The organism is Paenibacillus sp. HW567, assembly GCF_000374185.1.
Taxonomy (GTDB): Bacteria; Bacillota; Bacilli; order Paenibacillales; family Paenibacillaceae; genus Paenibacillus_AQ.
Genome location: NZ_KB910518.1, coordinates 3,364,576 through 3,380,659 on the forward strand (window position 1 = coordinate 3,364,576; position 16,084 = coordinate 3,380,659).

The 16,084-nt window shown below is 53.4% G+C and carries 13 protein-coding genes; 2 read left to right on the top strand and 11 right to left on the bottom strand.

The window, feature by feature from the left end:
- Nucleotide 1: 1 nt before the first annotated feature.
- Complete coding sequence (locus tag B212_RS0115390) at nucleotides 2-1,396, top strand: RsmB/NOP family class I SAM-dependent RNA methyltransferase (RefSeq protein WP_019911794.1); 1,395 nt, start codon at nucleotides 2-4, stop codon at nucleotides 1,394-1,396.
- A 303-nt stretch (nucleotides 1,397-1,699) separates the two neighbouring features.
- Here the strand turns inward: B212_RS0115390 and B212_RS0115395 are convergent, their stop codons facing one another.
- From B212_RS0115395 to B212_RS0115430, 8 genes are all read right to left on the bottom strand, one after another.
- The gene (locus tag B212_RS0115395) at nucleotides 1,700-2,155 is read right to left on the bottom strand and encodes a YrhA family protein (RefSeq protein WP_019911795.1); all 456 of its coding nucleotides are present in this window, start codon (nucleotides 2,153-2,155) and stop codon (nucleotides 1,700-1,702) included.
- 22 nt (nucleotides 2,156-2,177) lie between these two features.
- On the bottom strand, nucleotides 2,178-6,401 hold the full coding sequence (locus B212_RS31540) for an HNH endonuclease (protein WP_019911796.1): 4,224 nt from the start codon (nucleotides 6,399-6,401) through the stop codon (nucleotides 2,178-2,180).
- Nucleotides 6,402-6,620: 219 nt separating this feature from the next.
- The gene (locus B212_RS0115405) at nucleotides 6,621-7,421 is read right to left on the bottom strand and encodes a Cof-type HAD-IIB family hydrolase (RefSeq protein WP_019911797.1); all 801 of its coding nucleotides are present in this window, start codon (nucleotides 7,419-7,421) and stop codon (nucleotides 6,621-6,623) included.
- A 120-nt stretch (nucleotides 7,422-7,541) separates the two neighbouring features.
- Nucleotides 7,542-8,306, bottom strand: a complete 765-nt coding sequence (locus B212_RS0115410) for a pseudouridine synthase (RefSeq protein ID WP_019911798.1) — start codon at nucleotides 8,304-8,306, stop codon at nucleotides 7,542-7,544.
- Nucleotides 8,307-8,309: 3 nt separating this feature from the next.
- Nucleotides 8,310-9,854 (bottom strand): RsmB/NOP family class I SAM-dependent RNA methyltransferase, encoded by a 1,545-nt coding sequence (locus tag B212_RS0115415; protein ID WP_019911799.1) that lies wholly within the window; start codon nucleotides 9,852-9,854, stop codon nucleotides 8,310-8,312.
- Between the two features lie 57 nt (nucleotides 9,855-9,911).
- Nucleotides 9,912-10,376 carry a DUF309 domain-containing protein gene (locus tag B212_RS0115420; RefSeq protein ID WP_019911800.1) on the bottom strand — a complete coding sequence of 155 codons (465 nt, stop codon included), beginning with the start codon at nucleotides 10,374-10,376 and terminating at the stop codon, nucleotides 9,912-9,914.
- Complete coding sequence (locus B212_RS0115425; protein ID WP_019911801.1) at nucleotides 10,366-11,178, bottom strand: GTP pyrophosphokinase; 813 nt, start codon at nucleotides 11,176-11,178, stop codon at nucleotides 10,366-10,368. The genes B212_RS0115420 and B212_RS0115425 overlap by 11 nt, the downstream gene beginning before the upstream one ends.
- A gap of 28 nt (nucleotides 11,179-11,206) precedes the next feature.
- Nucleotides 11,207-12,301, bottom strand: coding sequence for a quinone-dependent dihydroorotate dehydrogenase (locus tag B212_RS0115430; RefSeq protein WP_019911802.1), 1,095 nt, complete (start codon nucleotides 12,299-12,301; stop codon nucleotides 11,207-11,209).
- 211 nt (nucleotides 12,302-12,512) lie between these two features.
- Here B212_RS0115430 and B212_RS35025 point away from each other — a divergent pair, with 211 nt between their 5' ends.
- A complete protein-coding gene (locus B212_RS35025; protein WP_198015863.1) occupies nucleotides 12,513-12,650 on the top strand; it encodes a hypothetical protein in 138 nt (45 codons plus the stop codon).
- On the opposite strand, the gene B212_RS0115440 is transcribed toward B212_RS35025, so the two are convergent.
- The 3 genes from B212_RS0115440 to B212_RS0115450 all read right to left on the bottom strand — a co-directional run bounded on the left by B212_RS0115440 (nucleotide 12,647) and on the right by B212_RS0115450 (nucleotide 16,036).
- Nucleotides 12,647-14,107, bottom strand: coding sequence for a L,D-transpeptidase family protein (locus B212_RS0115440; protein WP_019911804.1), 1,461 nt, complete (start codon nucleotides 14,105-14,107; stop codon nucleotides 12,647-12,649). The two genes, B212_RS35025 and B212_RS0115440, sit on opposite strands and share 4 nt — an antisense overlap.
- Nucleotides 14,108-14,292: 185 nt before the next feature.
- Complete coding sequence (locus B212_RS0115445; RefSeq protein WP_019911805.1) at nucleotides 14,293-14,535, bottom strand: ferredoxin; 243 nt, start codon at nucleotides 14,533-14,535, stop codon at nucleotides 14,293-14,295.
- 160 nt (nucleotides 14,536-14,695) lie between these two features.
- A complete protein-coding gene (locus B212_RS0115450; RefSeq protein WP_019911807.1) occupies nucleotides 14,696-16,036 on the bottom strand; it encodes a DNA polymerase IV in 1,341 nt (446 codons plus the stop codon).
- Nucleotides 16,037-16,084: the final 48 nt, after the last annotated feature.

The following is a 16,084-nucleotide window of genomic DNA, read 5'->3' on the forward strand; positions in this document are numbered from 1 at the left end:
TATGAATGAAGAACGGCTGCCCGCCGCTTACACTGCCCGGATTAGAGAGATGCTGGGGCAGGAGGCGGACGCTTTTCTGGAGAGCTATAATGCGCGGCGGACCCAGGGTCTGCGGTTCAACACTTTAAAAAGCGCCTCGGCTTCAGGACAGGATGCGGCAGAGCATGCAATCTCATCGTTCGGCCTTACGCCTGTGCCCTGGTGTCCCTCAGGATATTATTATGAAGAACCCGCCCGGCCCGGACGCCACGCCTTTCATGCTGCCGGACTATATTATATTCAGGAGCCGTCGGCAATGTCCGCAGCCGAGCTGCTGGCGCCGCTTCCCGGAGAATCCGTGCTTGATCTTGCAGCCGCTCCAGGCGGCAAAACAACGCATATCGCTGCCCTGATGAAGGGACAAGGCTTGCTCGTATCCAATGAGATTCACCCGGAGCGGGCCAAAATACTGGCGGAAAACGTAGAGCGTCTAGGCATCCCGCATGCGATTGTTACATGTGCGGCTCCTGGAGATTTATCCCGCCGGTTCCCGGCAGTCTTCGACCGGATCATGCTCGATGCTCCTTGCTCCGGCGAAGGGATGTTCCGCAAGGACCCCGCAGCGATAGACGAGTGGTCTCCTGGGCATGTGGAGATGTGTGCGGCAAGACAATGGGACATTCTGCAGGATGCCTATCTTATGCTTAAGCCGGGCGGCAGCCTCGCCTACTCAACCTGTACCTTCAACCGTACAGAAAATGAAGAAACGATCCTGCGTTTCTTGGACAGCTATCCCGATATGGAGCTGATTGCGGAGCGGCGCCTGTGGCCCCATTTGGAACAAGGCGAAGGCCATTTCGTTGCGCTGCTGCGCAAAGCCGTCTCAGAGGAAGCCGTGCAGAGCCGCAGCAAACGCGGCGGCGGACGTGGCAAAAATGCCTCCAGGCCGCTTTCCGCCGTCCGCGATGCCTATCAGCAATTTATGAGCTGGGCAGCCGCTGAGCTGCCCGGATTTACCGGCCAGGGCGTACCTCTGCTCTTCGGTGAATCCCTGTATCTGCTGCCGGAGGCGTTTAGTGCCAGCCTGCATACCGGCCTGCTGGAAGGACTGAAAGTGCCGCGCGCGGGCCTGCATGTGGCTCATCTGAAGAAAAACCGGATCGAACCGGCCCATGCCCTCGCCATGGCCCTTACGCCCGAACAGGCGGCACACAGCTATGATCTGGCGGCGGACAGTCTGGACATTCAGGCCTGGCTGCGCGGCGAGAGCCTGGCTGTCCCGCCCGGTCTGCACGGCTGGACACTGGTAACCGTCCAAGGACTGCCGGTCAGTTGGGGCAAGGCCAGCGCGGGACAGCTCAAGAATCACCTTCCTAAAGGCCTGCGGATTCAAAAAGCCCTTGCTGACGAGCAATAGACTGCTGACTCGCATGTGCTTCCAGCATCCCAGCAACGCCGCGCATAAACGCTCTTGCTCGCTATACCATCTTGAGTTCTGCTAAAAGAGAAACCTTGAATGGCCCAGGGCCAATCAAGGTTTCTTTGGTTACGTAAGAAATTGTGGTAGCTCCTTTACCCAAGACTCGAAATTATCAGGCCAGAGGTGCCTCTTCCTCCTTAACTTAGATCTCAGTTTAATTTTGGAAAAGGGGGGGTTATTACAGATCTTGCAATATTTATCACACACAGTTACAGTAATTAATAAATTCTGTAAATTAGATTAATTTAGCCTATTTTCAAGTGCGTTCACCAGCATATCATTAAAGTTAATGAAAGTGTTCATTATAGTGCCGGATGGTTTATCAAGTTCCAAAAAAATTTTATCGGTTAGATCATAACAGTACCAAGCAATATCTGAATCCCCAAAGAAAACGAATTTTCTTTGCCATTCATTTTCATACCATAGATCATTTGTTTCAACAAAACCATTTATTTCATCCTCACTTTGTGAAGTCAATAAAAAATTATCAACCCCGTATATCACCAAACCATTAAAATCCAGTCCATTTACTTTCGTAAGAAACTCAATGAACTCGCTAGGTAGTATTAAACCATCGAATTTATCTTTGATGACCTCCTCCAACTTCTTGAGATCTTTACTAGTTGCCGGTTCATTAAGCTTACCTCCATATCGTTCTTCAATTTTTTGAATTTCAATTAATAAACTATTTAACATTTGCTCACTCCTCCTAATCAAATTATTCCCCTGAAGGATAGATATCTCCCTCTGGAATTGGCCAATTTATCTTTTTACTTTGTCCTGCCTCTAAGCCTCTTGTTAGTTCATTTTGTGCATTTGTGATTACTTTATGGTAGGGGTCATTTTTAATTAAAATTAGATTATCAAGTGAATTCGTACCACCAGCATCTAGTGGTAACTTATGATGAACTTGCCATCCTTTTGGTACAAAGCCATCCCTCATTCTTGCAATATCAGATTCTGATAAACCTGCTTTACTAAGTTTTTGAATTTTTACGGAATCATTCGCAAATTCCTTTAGGAATTTTTTTCTCACAGTACTATCAAATTCTCTACGAAGTTGCGCCGTATCCTCCGGAAGTCTTTTAGTGTATACTATTTCTTTTGTTTTCACACCAGGAAGAGTGACTTTTTCTCCCTTCAATGTACCTACAAAATCATTACCAACTACTCCCGGTTCTTTAATATTATCAAAATCTATCTTACCGTCTTTACTAGCAACGGCCTTATTATAGACGTCTACTCTTTGGGAGTCCGTCAAGCCCTTGAGCTTATCCAGTTCATCCTGAGTGCTGATTCCTGCTTTTCTGCCTTCCAGACTGTCGACTTCTTCGATCGTTCCGTCCGCGAGCAGCACCCAAGGATTAACCTCGCCATACAGACGAATATGTTTCCCCTTGCGCTCCAGCTTAAACTTCTTGAACTTGAACTTCGCAAGAATCCTGCCAAGCAGGGCTTGGAGTTTCTTGACCCCCTTCATGAATCCTTTTTGCAGGCTCTTGATCACGATTTTGCCATTGCGGATGATCATGCTGCCGCTCTTGGAGGCCAGTTTGGCTCCGGTTTTCAACAGGCTCTTGATGCCCTTGGCTCCCGCACCTGCGGCGGCCTTTACACCTTTGGCCGTTGCCGCTGCGCCTTTCTTCATGGCTTGTCCGGTCTTCTTGAGTCCCTTGCCGAGGCCCTTGAAGCCCAGCTCCATCGCCAGCTCAACGAGACCCATCGCCAGTGCTGTTGCCAGCGCGATGGCCGCCGGTTCGATCAGCTTTTGCCAGCCTTGGCTCAGGTACGTGCCGATATAGCCCGAGGCCTGTGCGAGGGTTTGCGCCACGGATACAATCGCCTGCGCTTCCATGACGGTCATGACAATATTCATCAGGACCGGAAGAAAAGCCGTGACCGCTCCGCCTGTGAGAATTTCCGCAGCCACAACGCCGACCAGTATCCCTACAATGGCGGCCAAGAGCTGTAATCCATGGGCTTTCATCCATTTTATTACATATGTTTTGATCTGGTCAAACACCATTTTGGCATTGTTTGCCCGCAGCGATACGCCGTCTGCGATTTTGCCGCCGAGGCTTTGGTTCGCTTTTCCGGTATCAAAATCCGCCATGATGCTATCCATCGTATGCGGGTCGCTGCTGCCCGGAAGCTGCTTGGTTTCGCCGTCCTTGAGGTTCATGTCCTGGACCAGCTCAGGGTCCATTTCGCCCTCTTCGACCGACTCCATTTCGATGTCGTCTGCGGTAAGCTTCTCTTCCGGCTGCGGTTCTCCCGCTTCCTGTTCCTGCTCTGCCCCGCCTTCTGCGGCACCTGCGCCTAGCGGCTTCGAAATGTCCACACCGAGCAGATACTCCCACATCTTGCCTTCCAAATGGCTGAAGGACCGCTTCGCTGCCTTGCCGAGCGCTCCGATCCGTTCCATCACATCGAGGAACACAGCGATCAGGAGGTTGCCTATGGTGGAGATTAGTTTCGTGTAGAAGTTCTGCACAACAGCCAAGGCCTGATCCACTTTGGTAGCCAGGAAGTCCATGACCTGGGTGACTTTCGTTTTGAGCTTTTGTGCGAGCTGGTTGACGGCTTTCACCGCTTTGTTCACGACGCCGTCTATTTTGCTGCAAATCTTGGCTGCAATGCCCGGGAATTTGGCGAACACGACCGAGACCAGCTTTTTGAGCAAATTCCCCAGGCCTTGAATCAGGGTGGTGATTAGCTTGCGGCCCAGCTCGATGATGCCCAGCACGGCTTGCTTCGCCTTTTCAAAAATGAATTTAACCGCTTTTCTCAGACCCTCGAAAATGAAGTTGACCGCTTTCTTGACAACTTCGACCACTGCTTCGAGTTTGTCTTTCACCCAGCCGAGGAACCCGCCTTTCTTCTCCTCCTTGGCTTTTTCTTCTTCATGTTTTCCGTCGGCCTCTTTTTTGGCTTTGCTATAGGCGGTCGTGGCTTCTTGTTCGGCTTCGGATTGCCGCTTTTGGGCTTCGCGTTCCTTTTCGGTGCGCACGGTGTTGATTTCGCTTTTCTTCTGCTGGGCTGCGGCTCCGGCTTGTCCGGCATAGTCGGCTTCGGCGGCATCCAGTTCGCTTTTCCACTCGCCGCGCAGGGCATTCACTTCGGCCTTGGCTCCGGCCTGCTGGCTGAGCTGCTGCTCTTTGGCTTCAGCTTCGGCCTTCTGGATTTGCGAGTGGCTATCCGCTTTGGAGAGCATGACTTTGCTGTCGAATTTTTCTTTTTCCTTGCTGTATTCGGCCTGCTTGGCACCGAGCTGCTTGTTCATTTCCGGGGCCAGCGTCTTGTTCAGGCCTGCGGTCATCTCGCCCGGGATGGCGAGGCCCGGCAGCTTTTTGGCAGAAGGAGCATTGCCGCCTTGCAGCTCTGCGTTTGCCTTCAGGGTCGAGCCATCCGGTTCGGGGAAGATATCATTCTCACCGAACGGGGTGCTGATCTGGCCCATCTCCGCTTGCTTCGCTGCGCCTACTTGCTGCGTGGCTTCTCGGCTGAAGCCCTCCACTTGGGAAGGATCGGCTTCGCCGGTCATGCTGATGCCGGGCGGCTGGGCTGCGGCGGAACGGATTTCGCTCATGATGGCTTCGGGGTTTTCCTCTGGGCCGGAGGAGCCGATGTTCATGCGTTCGAGGTTCCCCGGAGCTGCAGCTCCCCCGGACCGTTCGCTCTTATAGCTCTCTGGAGCAGCGTGCTTCAGCGGCACCGGCTTTCTCCGGGCTTGCAGCACCTTCCCTTTCAGTCCGGTCGGTGCGGGAATGACCGGGAGGGACTGCTTCGCCTTTTGCTTCTGCTTCGCAAAAGCTCCTGCGGAAACGTCAACAGCCTGGGCATAGGCATCCCCCATCTCGGTAGGCTGAACATGGGTGAGCTGATCCAGGATCTGCCCCGGATCTTCGCCGCGGATATTGACCTTCTTGGCCTTGGCCGGGGTTTCCTTGCCGTCCCCGGCTATGGCGCCGAGAGCAGTTCCCAGTGAAGGCTCCTTTGACGCGGCCTGCTCGGCTTTTCCAGACTTCCCTGAGGCGTCCTTAGCGTCCTTACTTCCTTTTCCAGCCATGCCTTCCTTAGCATCCTTGGCATCCTGGGTTTCCTTGCTGCCTTTACTGCTCTTACCACCCTTGCCGCCCTTTGCTTCTTTGCTGCCCTTTGAGTACTCGCCAGCCTTGCCGTCCTTCTCATACGCTGACTGTACTTCAGCCGACTCCGCCGCTGGTTCGCCCGTAGCTTTAGAATCGACTCCTGCTTCTTTCTTCTGCTGAGCAGGTACAGGGTTTTCTTCTCTGCCCAGTGCTCCAGTAGCCAATTCCACAGTGCCTTCTACACTGCCAGGCGAAGCTTTCCCCTTTACAGGGCTTTCCAGCAGATTCTTCTTTAGAAATCCCTTTATTTTCTTGCTTGGCTGCTGCTCAAGAACAGCGCTGCTCTGTTTCACAGCCGCTCGTTCCACACCCTGGCTCCGCCCCTGCTTCTGGGGCTGCGGCTCACTCGCCTGCCGCTCCACTTTAACCACCGGCGCTTCTTCCACCTGTGCAGGTTGTAAGGGTTGTTCGGGTTGCACGGGTTCGGGTTGTACAGGTTGAGCGGATTCCACAGCCTGAGCCCCCTGACTCGCACTGGCCTTATCCAGACCTCCCGGTCCCTTCCCCTCCTGCTTTCCGTCTCCCTCGCTACCCGTCTTTTCCTCTTTCTTACCGTTCTTCTTCAGCTCGGATAACAACTGAACAACGGCGCGATTGCCCAGGATACGCTGGAGCGCCATCTGATCCTCCCGTGACAGCGAAGCCGGGTTCTTGCGGATACGCCGGATAATTTCCACCGGGTCCGGCTGCCGCGCAGCCGCTGGCTTCATATACGTCTGCTCATAGCTGTACGGTTTATGATGAACGGAAGTCTGTTCCTTTTCCTTGCTCACCTTTATCTGAGTCTGCAAGCGGGGGTTCCTCCTCTGTAAAAATCAGTCCTATAGAAGATGTAAATTCCATAGCGTTTTTTACAGCCAGATAGGAAAAACAGCCTTTTTATCGGAAAGGTTCACCCAATCAGCAGTACACAATCGTTCATCGGACTTCAACACAAAAAAGCACAAAACAGAGCCGCCAAGGACTCTATTCTATACTTTTGCAGCCAATACATTATCCATTTATCCGTATCACGACAAACAATACTTAACCAGCGCGTCACGCACCCCGTTGTCGTTGTTAGTGCCAGTAATTACGTTCGCCGCCGCCTTGACCTCAAGCGGGGAGTTGTCCATGGCAATGCCAAGACCGGCATAGGTGAGCATTGAAATATCATTATAATAATTCCCGATCGCCAAGACCTCCTCCTGAGGGATGCCGAGCTGCGTGGCCAGGTTCATCAGCGCGTTGCCCTTAGAGGCATCCGGATGCATGAAATCAACGAAAAATTCGCCGCTGCGCAAAATATTATACTGCTGCGACCAGGTCGCCCACTCGCGCTGTGCTTCATCCAGAACATCTGACTTAGTAAATACCGTAAACTTAACAACCGGTTCGCGGAAATCCTCCCACGCAGGAAGCGACGCCGGCATAACCCGGAAATGCTCATACATAAAGAGGGCTTCTTCCGTCAGGTTCTCCACATTATCTACATACATGTCAAAAGCCGTATTGATATCATAGTGAATATTACGCTCGCGGCAGTATTCAATATAAGGGTCCAGACCACGCGCATCCAGTCCGTAAATATGCAGTACCTCGCGGTCTTCCACACGTACCGTTGCTGCTCCATTGTGACCCAGCACATACCCGGACAGCCCCATCTCCTCCATGAACGGAATTGAATTCTGCGGACTGCGGCCCGTGCAAAGTACGATTAGCCCGCCCTGCCGCGTAACCTCCGCAATTGCCTCCTTGTTCTCGGAGCTGAGCTGGTGATCGTCGTTCAACAGCGTCCCATCCACATCCAGTGCAATCAGCTTGTATTTCATACTCCACCATCCTTGTCACTCTTTTATCTGTTTGAGCTTAGATCATTTTATACAAAAAACGTAAACTGAGGCTGTTATATTAATCAAAGCGGTATAAAATCATTTCCCGGACGTACTTTATTAAAGCTCCGTTCCTCCGCCGCCCAGCAGCTTCAGTTCCCCGGCAGTCAGCTCCCGGCAAGCGCCCGGTGCAAGACTCTCATCCAGCTTAAGACCGCCCATAGCCACACGCTTCAAAAATATTACCTTCTTGCCCACCGCCAAAAACATCCGCTTCACCTGGTGGAATTTCCCCTCGGTGATGATGAGCGAGATCTGCGAATGGGTCACCGTCCCCCGCTCTCTGCCAAGGATAGTTAGCTGCGCAGGCAGAGTCACATAACCGTCCTCAAGCTCCACACCGGCCGCAAAAGCAGCCACATCGGCGGCATCGACTTCGCCTTCGACAGTAGCCTCGTAGGTCTTCGGCACATGCTTGCGCGGCGAGAGCAGCTCATGGGCAAGCTGCCCGTCATTGGTCAGCAGCAATAAGCCCACCGTATCCTTGTCCAGTCTTCCGACCGGAAATGGCTCGAACTGCGCATACTCCGGCTTCAGCAAGTCAAGCACCGTGCGGTCCCGTTTGTCTTCCGTAGCAGACAGTACGCCCGGAGGCTTGTTCATCATGAGATAGATATATTCACGGTATAGCACAGGTTCGCCGTTGACTTCTATCCTGTCAAGATAGGGGTCAACATGAAAGCCGCTGTCTTTAACTACAACGCCGTTCACGGTGATCAGCCCCTGCTTGGCCTGTTTGCGGATATCGCTGCGGGAGCCTATGCCCATGTGCGACAGAATCTTGTCAATCCGTTGTTTTTTTGCAGCATTACCTGATGCGCTCATAGTTTAGGTCCACCTCCAGCCAGCGGGATATTCATTCTTCAGCATGCCGTTCTGCCATTTGGCCCAGCCTGCACTATAGCCGTCAATACAGACCAGAACATACCCCTTGGCGGAATTCCCCGGTTGTATGGACAGGCGTTCCTCAGGGACAGACAGTGTTTCCCCCTTCAGATAGGAGACTGCCTCACTGCCGGCGCCCGGTAACGAGAGACTGCGGATGCTTTCAGCCGGATGCAACGCGGTAGCAAGCGGATGTCCGGGAATAAATCTCCCGCTGCGGACATGTCCCACATACCAGCCCGGGCGGATGGTCTTCAGACCGTCCAGCGCCGCCTTGGGCAGCGGGGAGATATACAAATGATCCCCGAACAGCACCGGATATCCTGCTGGCTGCCAGCCGAGCTGGTCTTTGGCGAATTCACTATACGCCGCAATTGCAGCGTCTTCTCCTCCTGCTCCTGGAAGCTGGCGGCCTTGGGCTCCCCCGCCGGATTTGCCGGCAGATCGGCTGCCTTTGCCGCCGCGCCCGCCTTCTGCCCGCACAGGATGTGACCTCGAAGCAGCTTTGGCGGATTTGCTCCGTGAGGAAGCAGCCAGCGCTTGTTCCTGACCAGCCTGCTCTAGTCTTTCTGCAGGCTCCCCGTCAGAGCTGCCGCTGCCCTCATGGCGGAGCACCGCCATAAAATGGCCTTCGCCTTTGACCTTATGCGGCCACAGCCGGGCGGCACCCGGAAGCCCGCCAAGTCCAAGTGCGAAGGAACCGGTGCCGCCCACGGAAACAAGCGAAAACTCCGGATGCTTGTCCAGGACCCCGCCGATAATTCCTTCATTCTCCTCGGTAGCAAAGGTACAGGTCGAATACACCACAGTACCGCCCGGTTTGAGCGCCGCTACAGCCGACTCCAGAATCTCACGCTGCATAGCGGCATATTTCAGCGGCGTTTCCGGCTCCCACTGCTTCACCATGTCCTCATCCTTGCGGAACATGCCTTCACCTGAGCAAGGCGCGTCGATCAGGATACGGTCAAAAAATCCGGGAAAAGCTGCCGCAATCCGCCCGGGGTTCTCATTGAGCACAATTCCGTTGCGTACGCCGTACAGCTCCAGATTTTTGGCCAGAGCTTTGGTCCGCTCCGGGTGAAGATCGTTGCTGACCAGAAGGCCCTTCCCCTGCAGCTTGGCCGCAATCTGTGTCGACTTGCCGCCCGGAGCCGCACATAGATCCAGCACGCGGTCGCCTGGCTGCACGTCCAGCAGTTCCACCGGAGCCATCGCGCTAGGCTCCTGAATATAATACAGTCCGGCATGGTAGTAAGGATGTTTGCCGGGTCTTGCCCCCTCTTCTGTATAGAACCCTGACGGGCACCAGGGAATAGGTGCAAGTGTAAAAGGGGAGAGAGCCAGCAGCTCCTCCACCGAAATTTTTAGCAGGTTGGCGCGAATTCCTCCATAGGGAGTTTCCTTATATGAATCCGCAAATTGCTCATACTCCGTTCCCAGCATTTCTTTCATGCGCTGCATGAAAGAGCCGGGCAGTTGTGCCGCCATGATTCCGTCCTCCAATAATCAAGGAACACCCCTGAGGGTGCTCCTGTGGTAGCCTTGCTATTCATTACCTTGCTTGCGGCGGGATGCTGCCGGTCTCTGCGGACCGCGGCGCTGCGGATTACTGGGTGTGATCTCCAGCGCTGCAGCAGCAACCGCCTCGGCCAGACCCGGGTCCAGGGGCACAATCGTCAGGTCAAAATAATCGAACGGCTGCTCTGCATAGTTCTCCAGCCTCCGTGCATACTCCTGAGCCTCTCTTGCCAGCCTGGCAAGATCAATGCCAAGCGTCTCTGCGGGATAACGCTGCAGCACTTCATGCGCCCGGTTCAGCATGATTCTGCCGCCGCGCACATTGTGATTGCGGAAGTGATACAACCCTACCGCTACTTGCAGCAGCGCTTTGTAGAGCGGATCGCGATCCTTTGCCAGCCACAGCTCTTCGAGCACCTCATGGCATTCAAAATAATCCCTGTCCCGGTTGAAGTAGACCAGGTAAGCCAGGTACAACGGTTCATAGGCCATCCGGCAGACTGTCCTTCTTGGCGTTCGAGAGCAGCTCCCGCACATGCTCCAGCAGCGATTTCATCGCTTCCATATCCTGCACCTGCCAGAGTTGATTAAAGCGCTCCTGGCTTTCGATGGCTTCATTGACCAGGTGATAGAAATACAATTGATGAATCGCCTTCAGCACCTGCGTTGTAGTGTTCGAATTATCCTCAAATGTTTTTTGCGCATCCAGAATTTCATCACGGATGCTGGACATCTCGCTGTCCAGTATCGAAGCGGCTTCCGCTGCCGTCTTCAGCCGCAGGCGCATTTCATCCGGGAGACTCTCCCGGTATTTATAGTTCAGGGAATGCTCAATCGTTGCCCAGAAGTTCATTGCCAAGGTACGGATCTGAATTTCGGCGAGCACGATCTTTTGCCCCAGGGCTGTCTGTACCGGGTATTTAATAATCATATGGAAGCTGCGGTAGCCGCTTTCCTTATAATTCGTAATGTAGTCCTTCTCGTAGAGGACCTCCAGGTCCTTGCGGGCACGGATATATTCCGCGACTCTGCGGATATCCTCGACGAACTGGCACATAATGCGAATGCCGGCGATATCCTCAATGCCCGTTTCCAGGTCCTCCATCTTCACATTCAAGCGCTTAGCCTTCTCAAGAATGCTTGAGAGCCGTTTTACGCGTCCAGTCACGAACTCGATAGGGGTGTACTCTTCTCTTTTCTTAAGCTCCGCGCGCATTGTTTTGAATTTAACCTTCAATTCTTCCACTGTCTGTTCATATGGAAGCAAAAATGTTCCCCAGTCCCTGACGTCCATCGCCTTAGTCCTCCTGTCCATTCATCCTTCAGTGATGATCAGCACCCACCGCTTCCAGGATATGAGAGAATCCGTCGCGCCGCAGCAGTTGCCGTAGTCCGGCGTGCACTCTGCGGTTAACCTCCGGTCCCTCATAGATGAGAGCTGTATAAATTTCGACCAGGCTTGCGCCTGCCCGGATCTTCTCATATGCGTCCTGAGCGGTAAAAATACCGCCTGAACCAATGATCGGCAGCCTGCCGTCGGTCTGGCGGTAGATTCTGCGAATAATTTCAGTCGAACGGTCGCGCAGCGGCTTGCCGCTGAGGCCCCCTGTCTCGCCTGCCTTGTCACTCTTCAGCCCTTCACGGTTAAGCGTAGTGTTGGTGGCAATCACACCGTCCATTCCGGCTTCAGAGAGCGTATGTACCATATACTCTAGCTCGGCATCGCTGACGTCGGGAGCAATTTTGACCAGCAGGCTTTTGGCGGTACCGCTCTGCACACGCTGAAGCTCCATTTCTTCCTGAACTTGTGCAAGCAGATTCGACAGCTCGCTGCCGTGCTGCAGACTGCGCAGATCCGGCGTATTCGGCGAGCTGATATTGACCACAAAAAAATCACCGTACGGATATAGCGTACGGATACACTGGCGGTAATCCTCATGCGCCGATTCATTTGGCGTTGTTTTGTTGCGGCCAATGTTCACCGCCACCGGAATCCTGCGTTTCCCGAGCGCCTTCAGCCGCTGCGCCATCGCCTCCGCGCCCTCATTATTGAAGCCCATCCGGTTAATCAGCGCTTCGTCAGGCAGAAGGCGGAATAGCCGCGGGCTGTCGTTGCCCGGCTGGCCCTTCGGCGTCACCGTGCCCACTTCCATAAATCCAAATCCTATAGAGGAGAAGCCCCCTACCGCTTCAGCATTTTTATCCAGGCCCGCAGCCAGTCCCACCGGAGTCGGGAAATGCAGTCCGAACAGGTCAACCGCCAAATCGGCCGTCTCGGGAACGCCGTACATCAGACGCATTGCCGCGTTTCCGCCGGGCACAAGACTTGATTTGTTCAGTCCGCCGATGACGAGATGGTGCGCCTTCTCCGGGTCCATTTTAAAGAAAATAGGTTTGCCTAAATGTCGATACAGCACCGTTCTCGCTCCTTCAAAGGGAACCCTTAAGTGATGCAGGTAACTCCCCGATTCTGTAGGTTTCTTCTTAATTTTAGCCGTTTCCGGGGGAAAAGAAAAGTTTTTTACCCTGCACTGCTCCGGAGCGAAACGCCGAGTATAGTATTTTTCTTGTAAACGCATTACAATGTAAGGGTAATCACTGACGAAGAGAGAAAGAGGGATGAACGATATGTCCACAAAACGCAAACCACCCACATTGCAGCAAAAGAAAGAAGAAGTTAACCGCAGTGCAATCCTATGGATCAGTGTCAGTCTGGTGCTTCTGGTGCTTCTGATTCTTGTTTTATTTATAGTAGCAGGAAATTAATCCAGCCAATGGTAGACTTTGTGGGGGTTGGTCTGATTCTCTGGTGCACTGGACGGGAAGCGTTCCTCTGGAAGCAGCGGCTCATCAGGCAGAACCCCCTCTGTAATTTCGACCTTCGTTCCCATCGGCGCCATCGCGAACAGCTCCTCCACATCCTCCCGTTTCATCCGGATACAGCCCTTGGACTCATCCTTGCCAATGCTGTCCGGCTCATTCGTACCGTGAATAGCATAGTTGGTATCCGAGAGCTGCATGCCGCGGCTGCCGAATTCACCGTTATCGCGCCCGTTCGGATTAACCACCTTATCGGAGATTTCGAACTCCCCTTCCGGTGTCCTGCCCCCTCCAAGTCCAACCTCATAGTTCCGCAGAATGATGTTGCCGCTGATCACTGCCAGGCGGTGTTTTTGTTTATCTACAATAATTCTAAGCGGACTGGTAAAAAAAGGCTGATCTGCTGATTTCCCGCCGCCTGACGCCCCTGCCCCATTGCCGCTTCCCTGGCCCGCCGCCGGGATAGCCGACGCCTCTGGCCCGGCAGGCTTCGCCGTAGCTTCTGGAGGCTGCGGGGCTGCCGCCGCGCGCAATGCAGCGAAGTTCTTTTTCATCAGCGGGGTCGTTCCGCCCAGAATATTCTCCGGAAAAGATTTGGTCAGCTCCTGCAGTGCCTCCGGCAACGCGCCTTTGCTGTTCTTGTAAGAGCGGATGGCGCTCGAGAGCACGGCCAGCTCCTCCTGGCTGCGCTGCCATGACCCTGCCTGCTTCTTCAGCCCTCCTGCTTCCGGGGGCGTACAAGCACAGGCAGCCGGATCATAGGACTGGTAAACAACCTTGCCTTCCTTGTCCTTCTCAATTGTAGCGGCAAGCGGCAGATTCTTTTTCCATAGCAGCCATTGTCCCGAACGCTTCATGGTCAGGATAGCTGTCCTGGATGTATCCTGCCCGCTCTGCACCGTCTTGGCCAAGGTCCGGCCCATCGAAGCTGCGTCTTCACCTGTCGCCGTGAAGCCCATTGCCGCAGGCTGCGAAGACTTTACTTCCTCTGATGCCGGAGCCGATTCCGGTGTCGATGCCGGGACGTCCGGGTCCTCCAGCCCTGAAGCCGCATTCGCCGCTGCCGGCTCGCCGGGTTCACCCGTGCTTCCTTCCGGGGCTACCGCCGAGGGTATGAACAGCAGCAATAGCAGCACAAGCGCAAGCATTACCCTATTCCTTCTAAGCTTGGAATCATGCCGCTGCCGCGCTGTATTGAGCAATCCTTCTTCATACTCACGCAGCATTTCCGCAGGAACCTTGCTGTGCTCGAAAGCTTCATATACTCCGCCCGCCTGATTGAAGCAGTAGTTAGCCTTCCCATGCTGGCCGTTCTTATAATATTCCTTACCAAGCAAGTACCATGCCATCTTATTATCAGGGTGCATTTGCACATATGCTTTAAGATGCTGCGAGTTTTTCATCGGGGCCTCCGGGTTATGAGTTACTTTAATCTTTATTAGTTTATATCGGCTGAATCATCAAAAAAAGACATCCCTAGCCGCATTTATCGCAGCAAAGAGATGTCTTTATGGAAATATAAGGACCTGATGGAGGCCACCCTTCATCAGGTCCTTATATTTTGCGCAGATACGAATACCTTAGAGGCTTAACCCTCTTTGTTAAAAGGAGCATCCGCAATTTTGATGGAGTCCGTTGGGCATCCATCGGCAGAATCCTGCAAATCATCGAATAAATCATCGGGAATCGCGGTTACACCACGGTTGCCGTCATTCTCATAGATCACTTCTGCCAAGCCTTCATCATCATAATCATAAATATCAGGGGCCGTCGCTCCACAAGCACCGCATGCGATGCAGGTATCTTTTTCGACCCAAGTGTATTTAGCCATTTTTCCTCTGCCTCCCGTTGAACAATACAGCACTGCAATAGCAGCCTGTTATTTTTCTCATATTAATATAAATGGAATACAATTTCAATGAGTTTTGAGTCCGTTTCCCATTTTGACGTAATATGCAGCTACACTGCCGCCGTATTCAAAAACCGCCTGTTCAGTCATCCGCAGGGTCAACCTCGTGGAGATTGTCCTTCTGCAGGGAGGTCCCGCGCTCCTTGTGGTTGCGCAGACGCGCCGAATGGCTGTCACTGAGCATCCCCGCTGTCAGCACGGCATTCTCGCCGAATTTATTGCGCAGCATGTCCATCGCTTTGGTAAGCGACTCCTTCTTAGGCTGGCGTTCATAATCGAACAGATCCAGTTGGATCGCGGAATCCTCTTTGGGGGTCAGCCCCTGCAGAGTTACACCCAATAGACGAATAGGCTTGTCCCCCTTCCAGTGCTTCGCAAATTGGTCGCAGACCGCCTTGTAGATGTCATCTGCGTTTTCCGTTGGAGCCTCAAGCTGGCGGGAGCGGGTGATGGTCTTCATTTCAGGCGTGCGAATTGTGAGCTGTACACCCGCCGCTACCAATCCTTGCTTTCTCAGCCGCCGCGCTACCTGGTCACTGAGATTCAGCAGAATTGGCCGGGCCTCGGCTAAGCCGACAACGTCGCGCGGCAGTGTCGTCGTATGCCCAATAGACTTGCTCTGCTCCCGTTCAGGGTTCACTTCACCATGATCTATCCCGTTCCCCGCCCGCTTCAGCCATGAACCCATCACGCCAAAATGCTCGACCAGCATGCTCTCCTCCGCAGCGGCCAACTGCCCGATACTGTAGATCCCCAGCCTGCGGAGCTTCTCCGCCGTTTTGCCGCCAATGCCGAACATCTCATTGCAGGGCTTATTCCACAGGACACCCGGCACATCGCGCAGCCGCAGGACGGTGATGCCGTTAGGCTTCTTCAGATCGGATGCAATCTTGGCCAGCAGCTTATTGGGTGCAATGCCGATGGAGCAGGGCAGTCCCAGTTCCTCCATAATCCGCCGCTGAATGGCTTCGGCGATTTCCAGCGGTGTTCCGAATTGGCGGGAGCCGGTAATATCGAGATAACATTCGTCAATCGAGACGGCTTCGAGCTGCGGCGTGTAGCTGTAGGCAATTTGCATGAACGCATTCGAATACTTGCGGTATAGATGAAAATCCGGCTTAATCAAAATAAGCGAAGGACAAAGGCGCAGCGCCTTCTGCACCTGCATTCCCGTTGAGATCCCCTGCCTGCGCGCTGCATAGGAACAGGTTACGATAATTCCCCGCCTCAGCTCCACGCTGCCGGCAACCGCTGTTGCTTTTCCTTTGTATTGATCAGGGTCCTCCGCCTCATGCACAGAGCAATAAAAAGCATTCATGTCCACATGCAAAATAACCCTGCCGCTTGTTGGATAATATTGATCCACATTCTGCACAATATCTACCTTCTTATATTCAGGGTTCCAAAGTGTTGATTTCAGCATACCTCTTCCTCCGGCGGAAGGTCAATAAATCTCGGCCTGCTGTAAAGT

Bases quoted from the DNA above. Each gene is read 5' to 3' on its own strand.
- B212_RS0115390 (WP_019911794.1), top strand. From the start codon at position 2: ATGAATGAAGAACGGCTGCCCGCCGCTTACACTGCCCGGATTAGAGAG.
- B212_RS0115405 (WP_019911797.1), bottom strand. From the start codon at position 7,421: ATGAAATACAAGCTGATTGCACTGGATGTGGATGGGACGCTGTTGAAC.
- B212_RS0115395 (WP_019911795.1), bottom strand. From the start codon at position 2,155: ATGTTAAATAGTTTATTAATTGAAATTCAAAAAATTGAAGAACGATAT.
- B212_RS0115440 (WP_019911804.1), bottom strand. From the start codon at position 14,107: ATGAAAAACTCGCAGCATCTTAAAGCATATGTGCAAATGCACCCTGAT.
- B212_RS0115445 (WP_019911805.1), bottom strand. From the start codon at position 14,535: ATGGCTAAATACACTTGGGTCGAAAAAGATACCTGCATCGCATGCGGT.
- B212_RS0115415 (WP_019911799.1), bottom strand. From the start codon at position 9,854: ATGGCGGCACAACTGCCCGGCTCTTTCATGCAGCGCATGAAAGAAATG.
- B212_RS0115450 (WP_019911807.1), bottom strand. From the start codon at position 16,036: ATGCTGAAATCAACACTTTGGAACCCTGAATATAAGAAGGTAGATATT.
- B212_RS35025 (WP_198015863.1), top strand. From the start codon at position 12,513: ATGTCCACAAAACGCAAACCACCCACATTGCAGCAAAAGAAAGAAGAA.
- B212_RS0115420 (WP_019911800.1), bottom strand. From the start codon at position 10,376: ATGGCCTATGAACCGTTGTACCTGGCTTACCTGGTCTACTTCAACCGG.
- B212_RS0115410 (WP_019911798.1), bottom strand. From the start codon at position 8,306: ATGAGCGCATCAGGTAATGCTGCAAAAAAACAACGGATTGACAAGATT.
- B212_RS0115425 (WP_019911801.1), bottom strand. From the start codon at position 11,178: ATGGACGTCAGGGACTGGGGAACATTTTTGCTTCCATATGAACAGACA.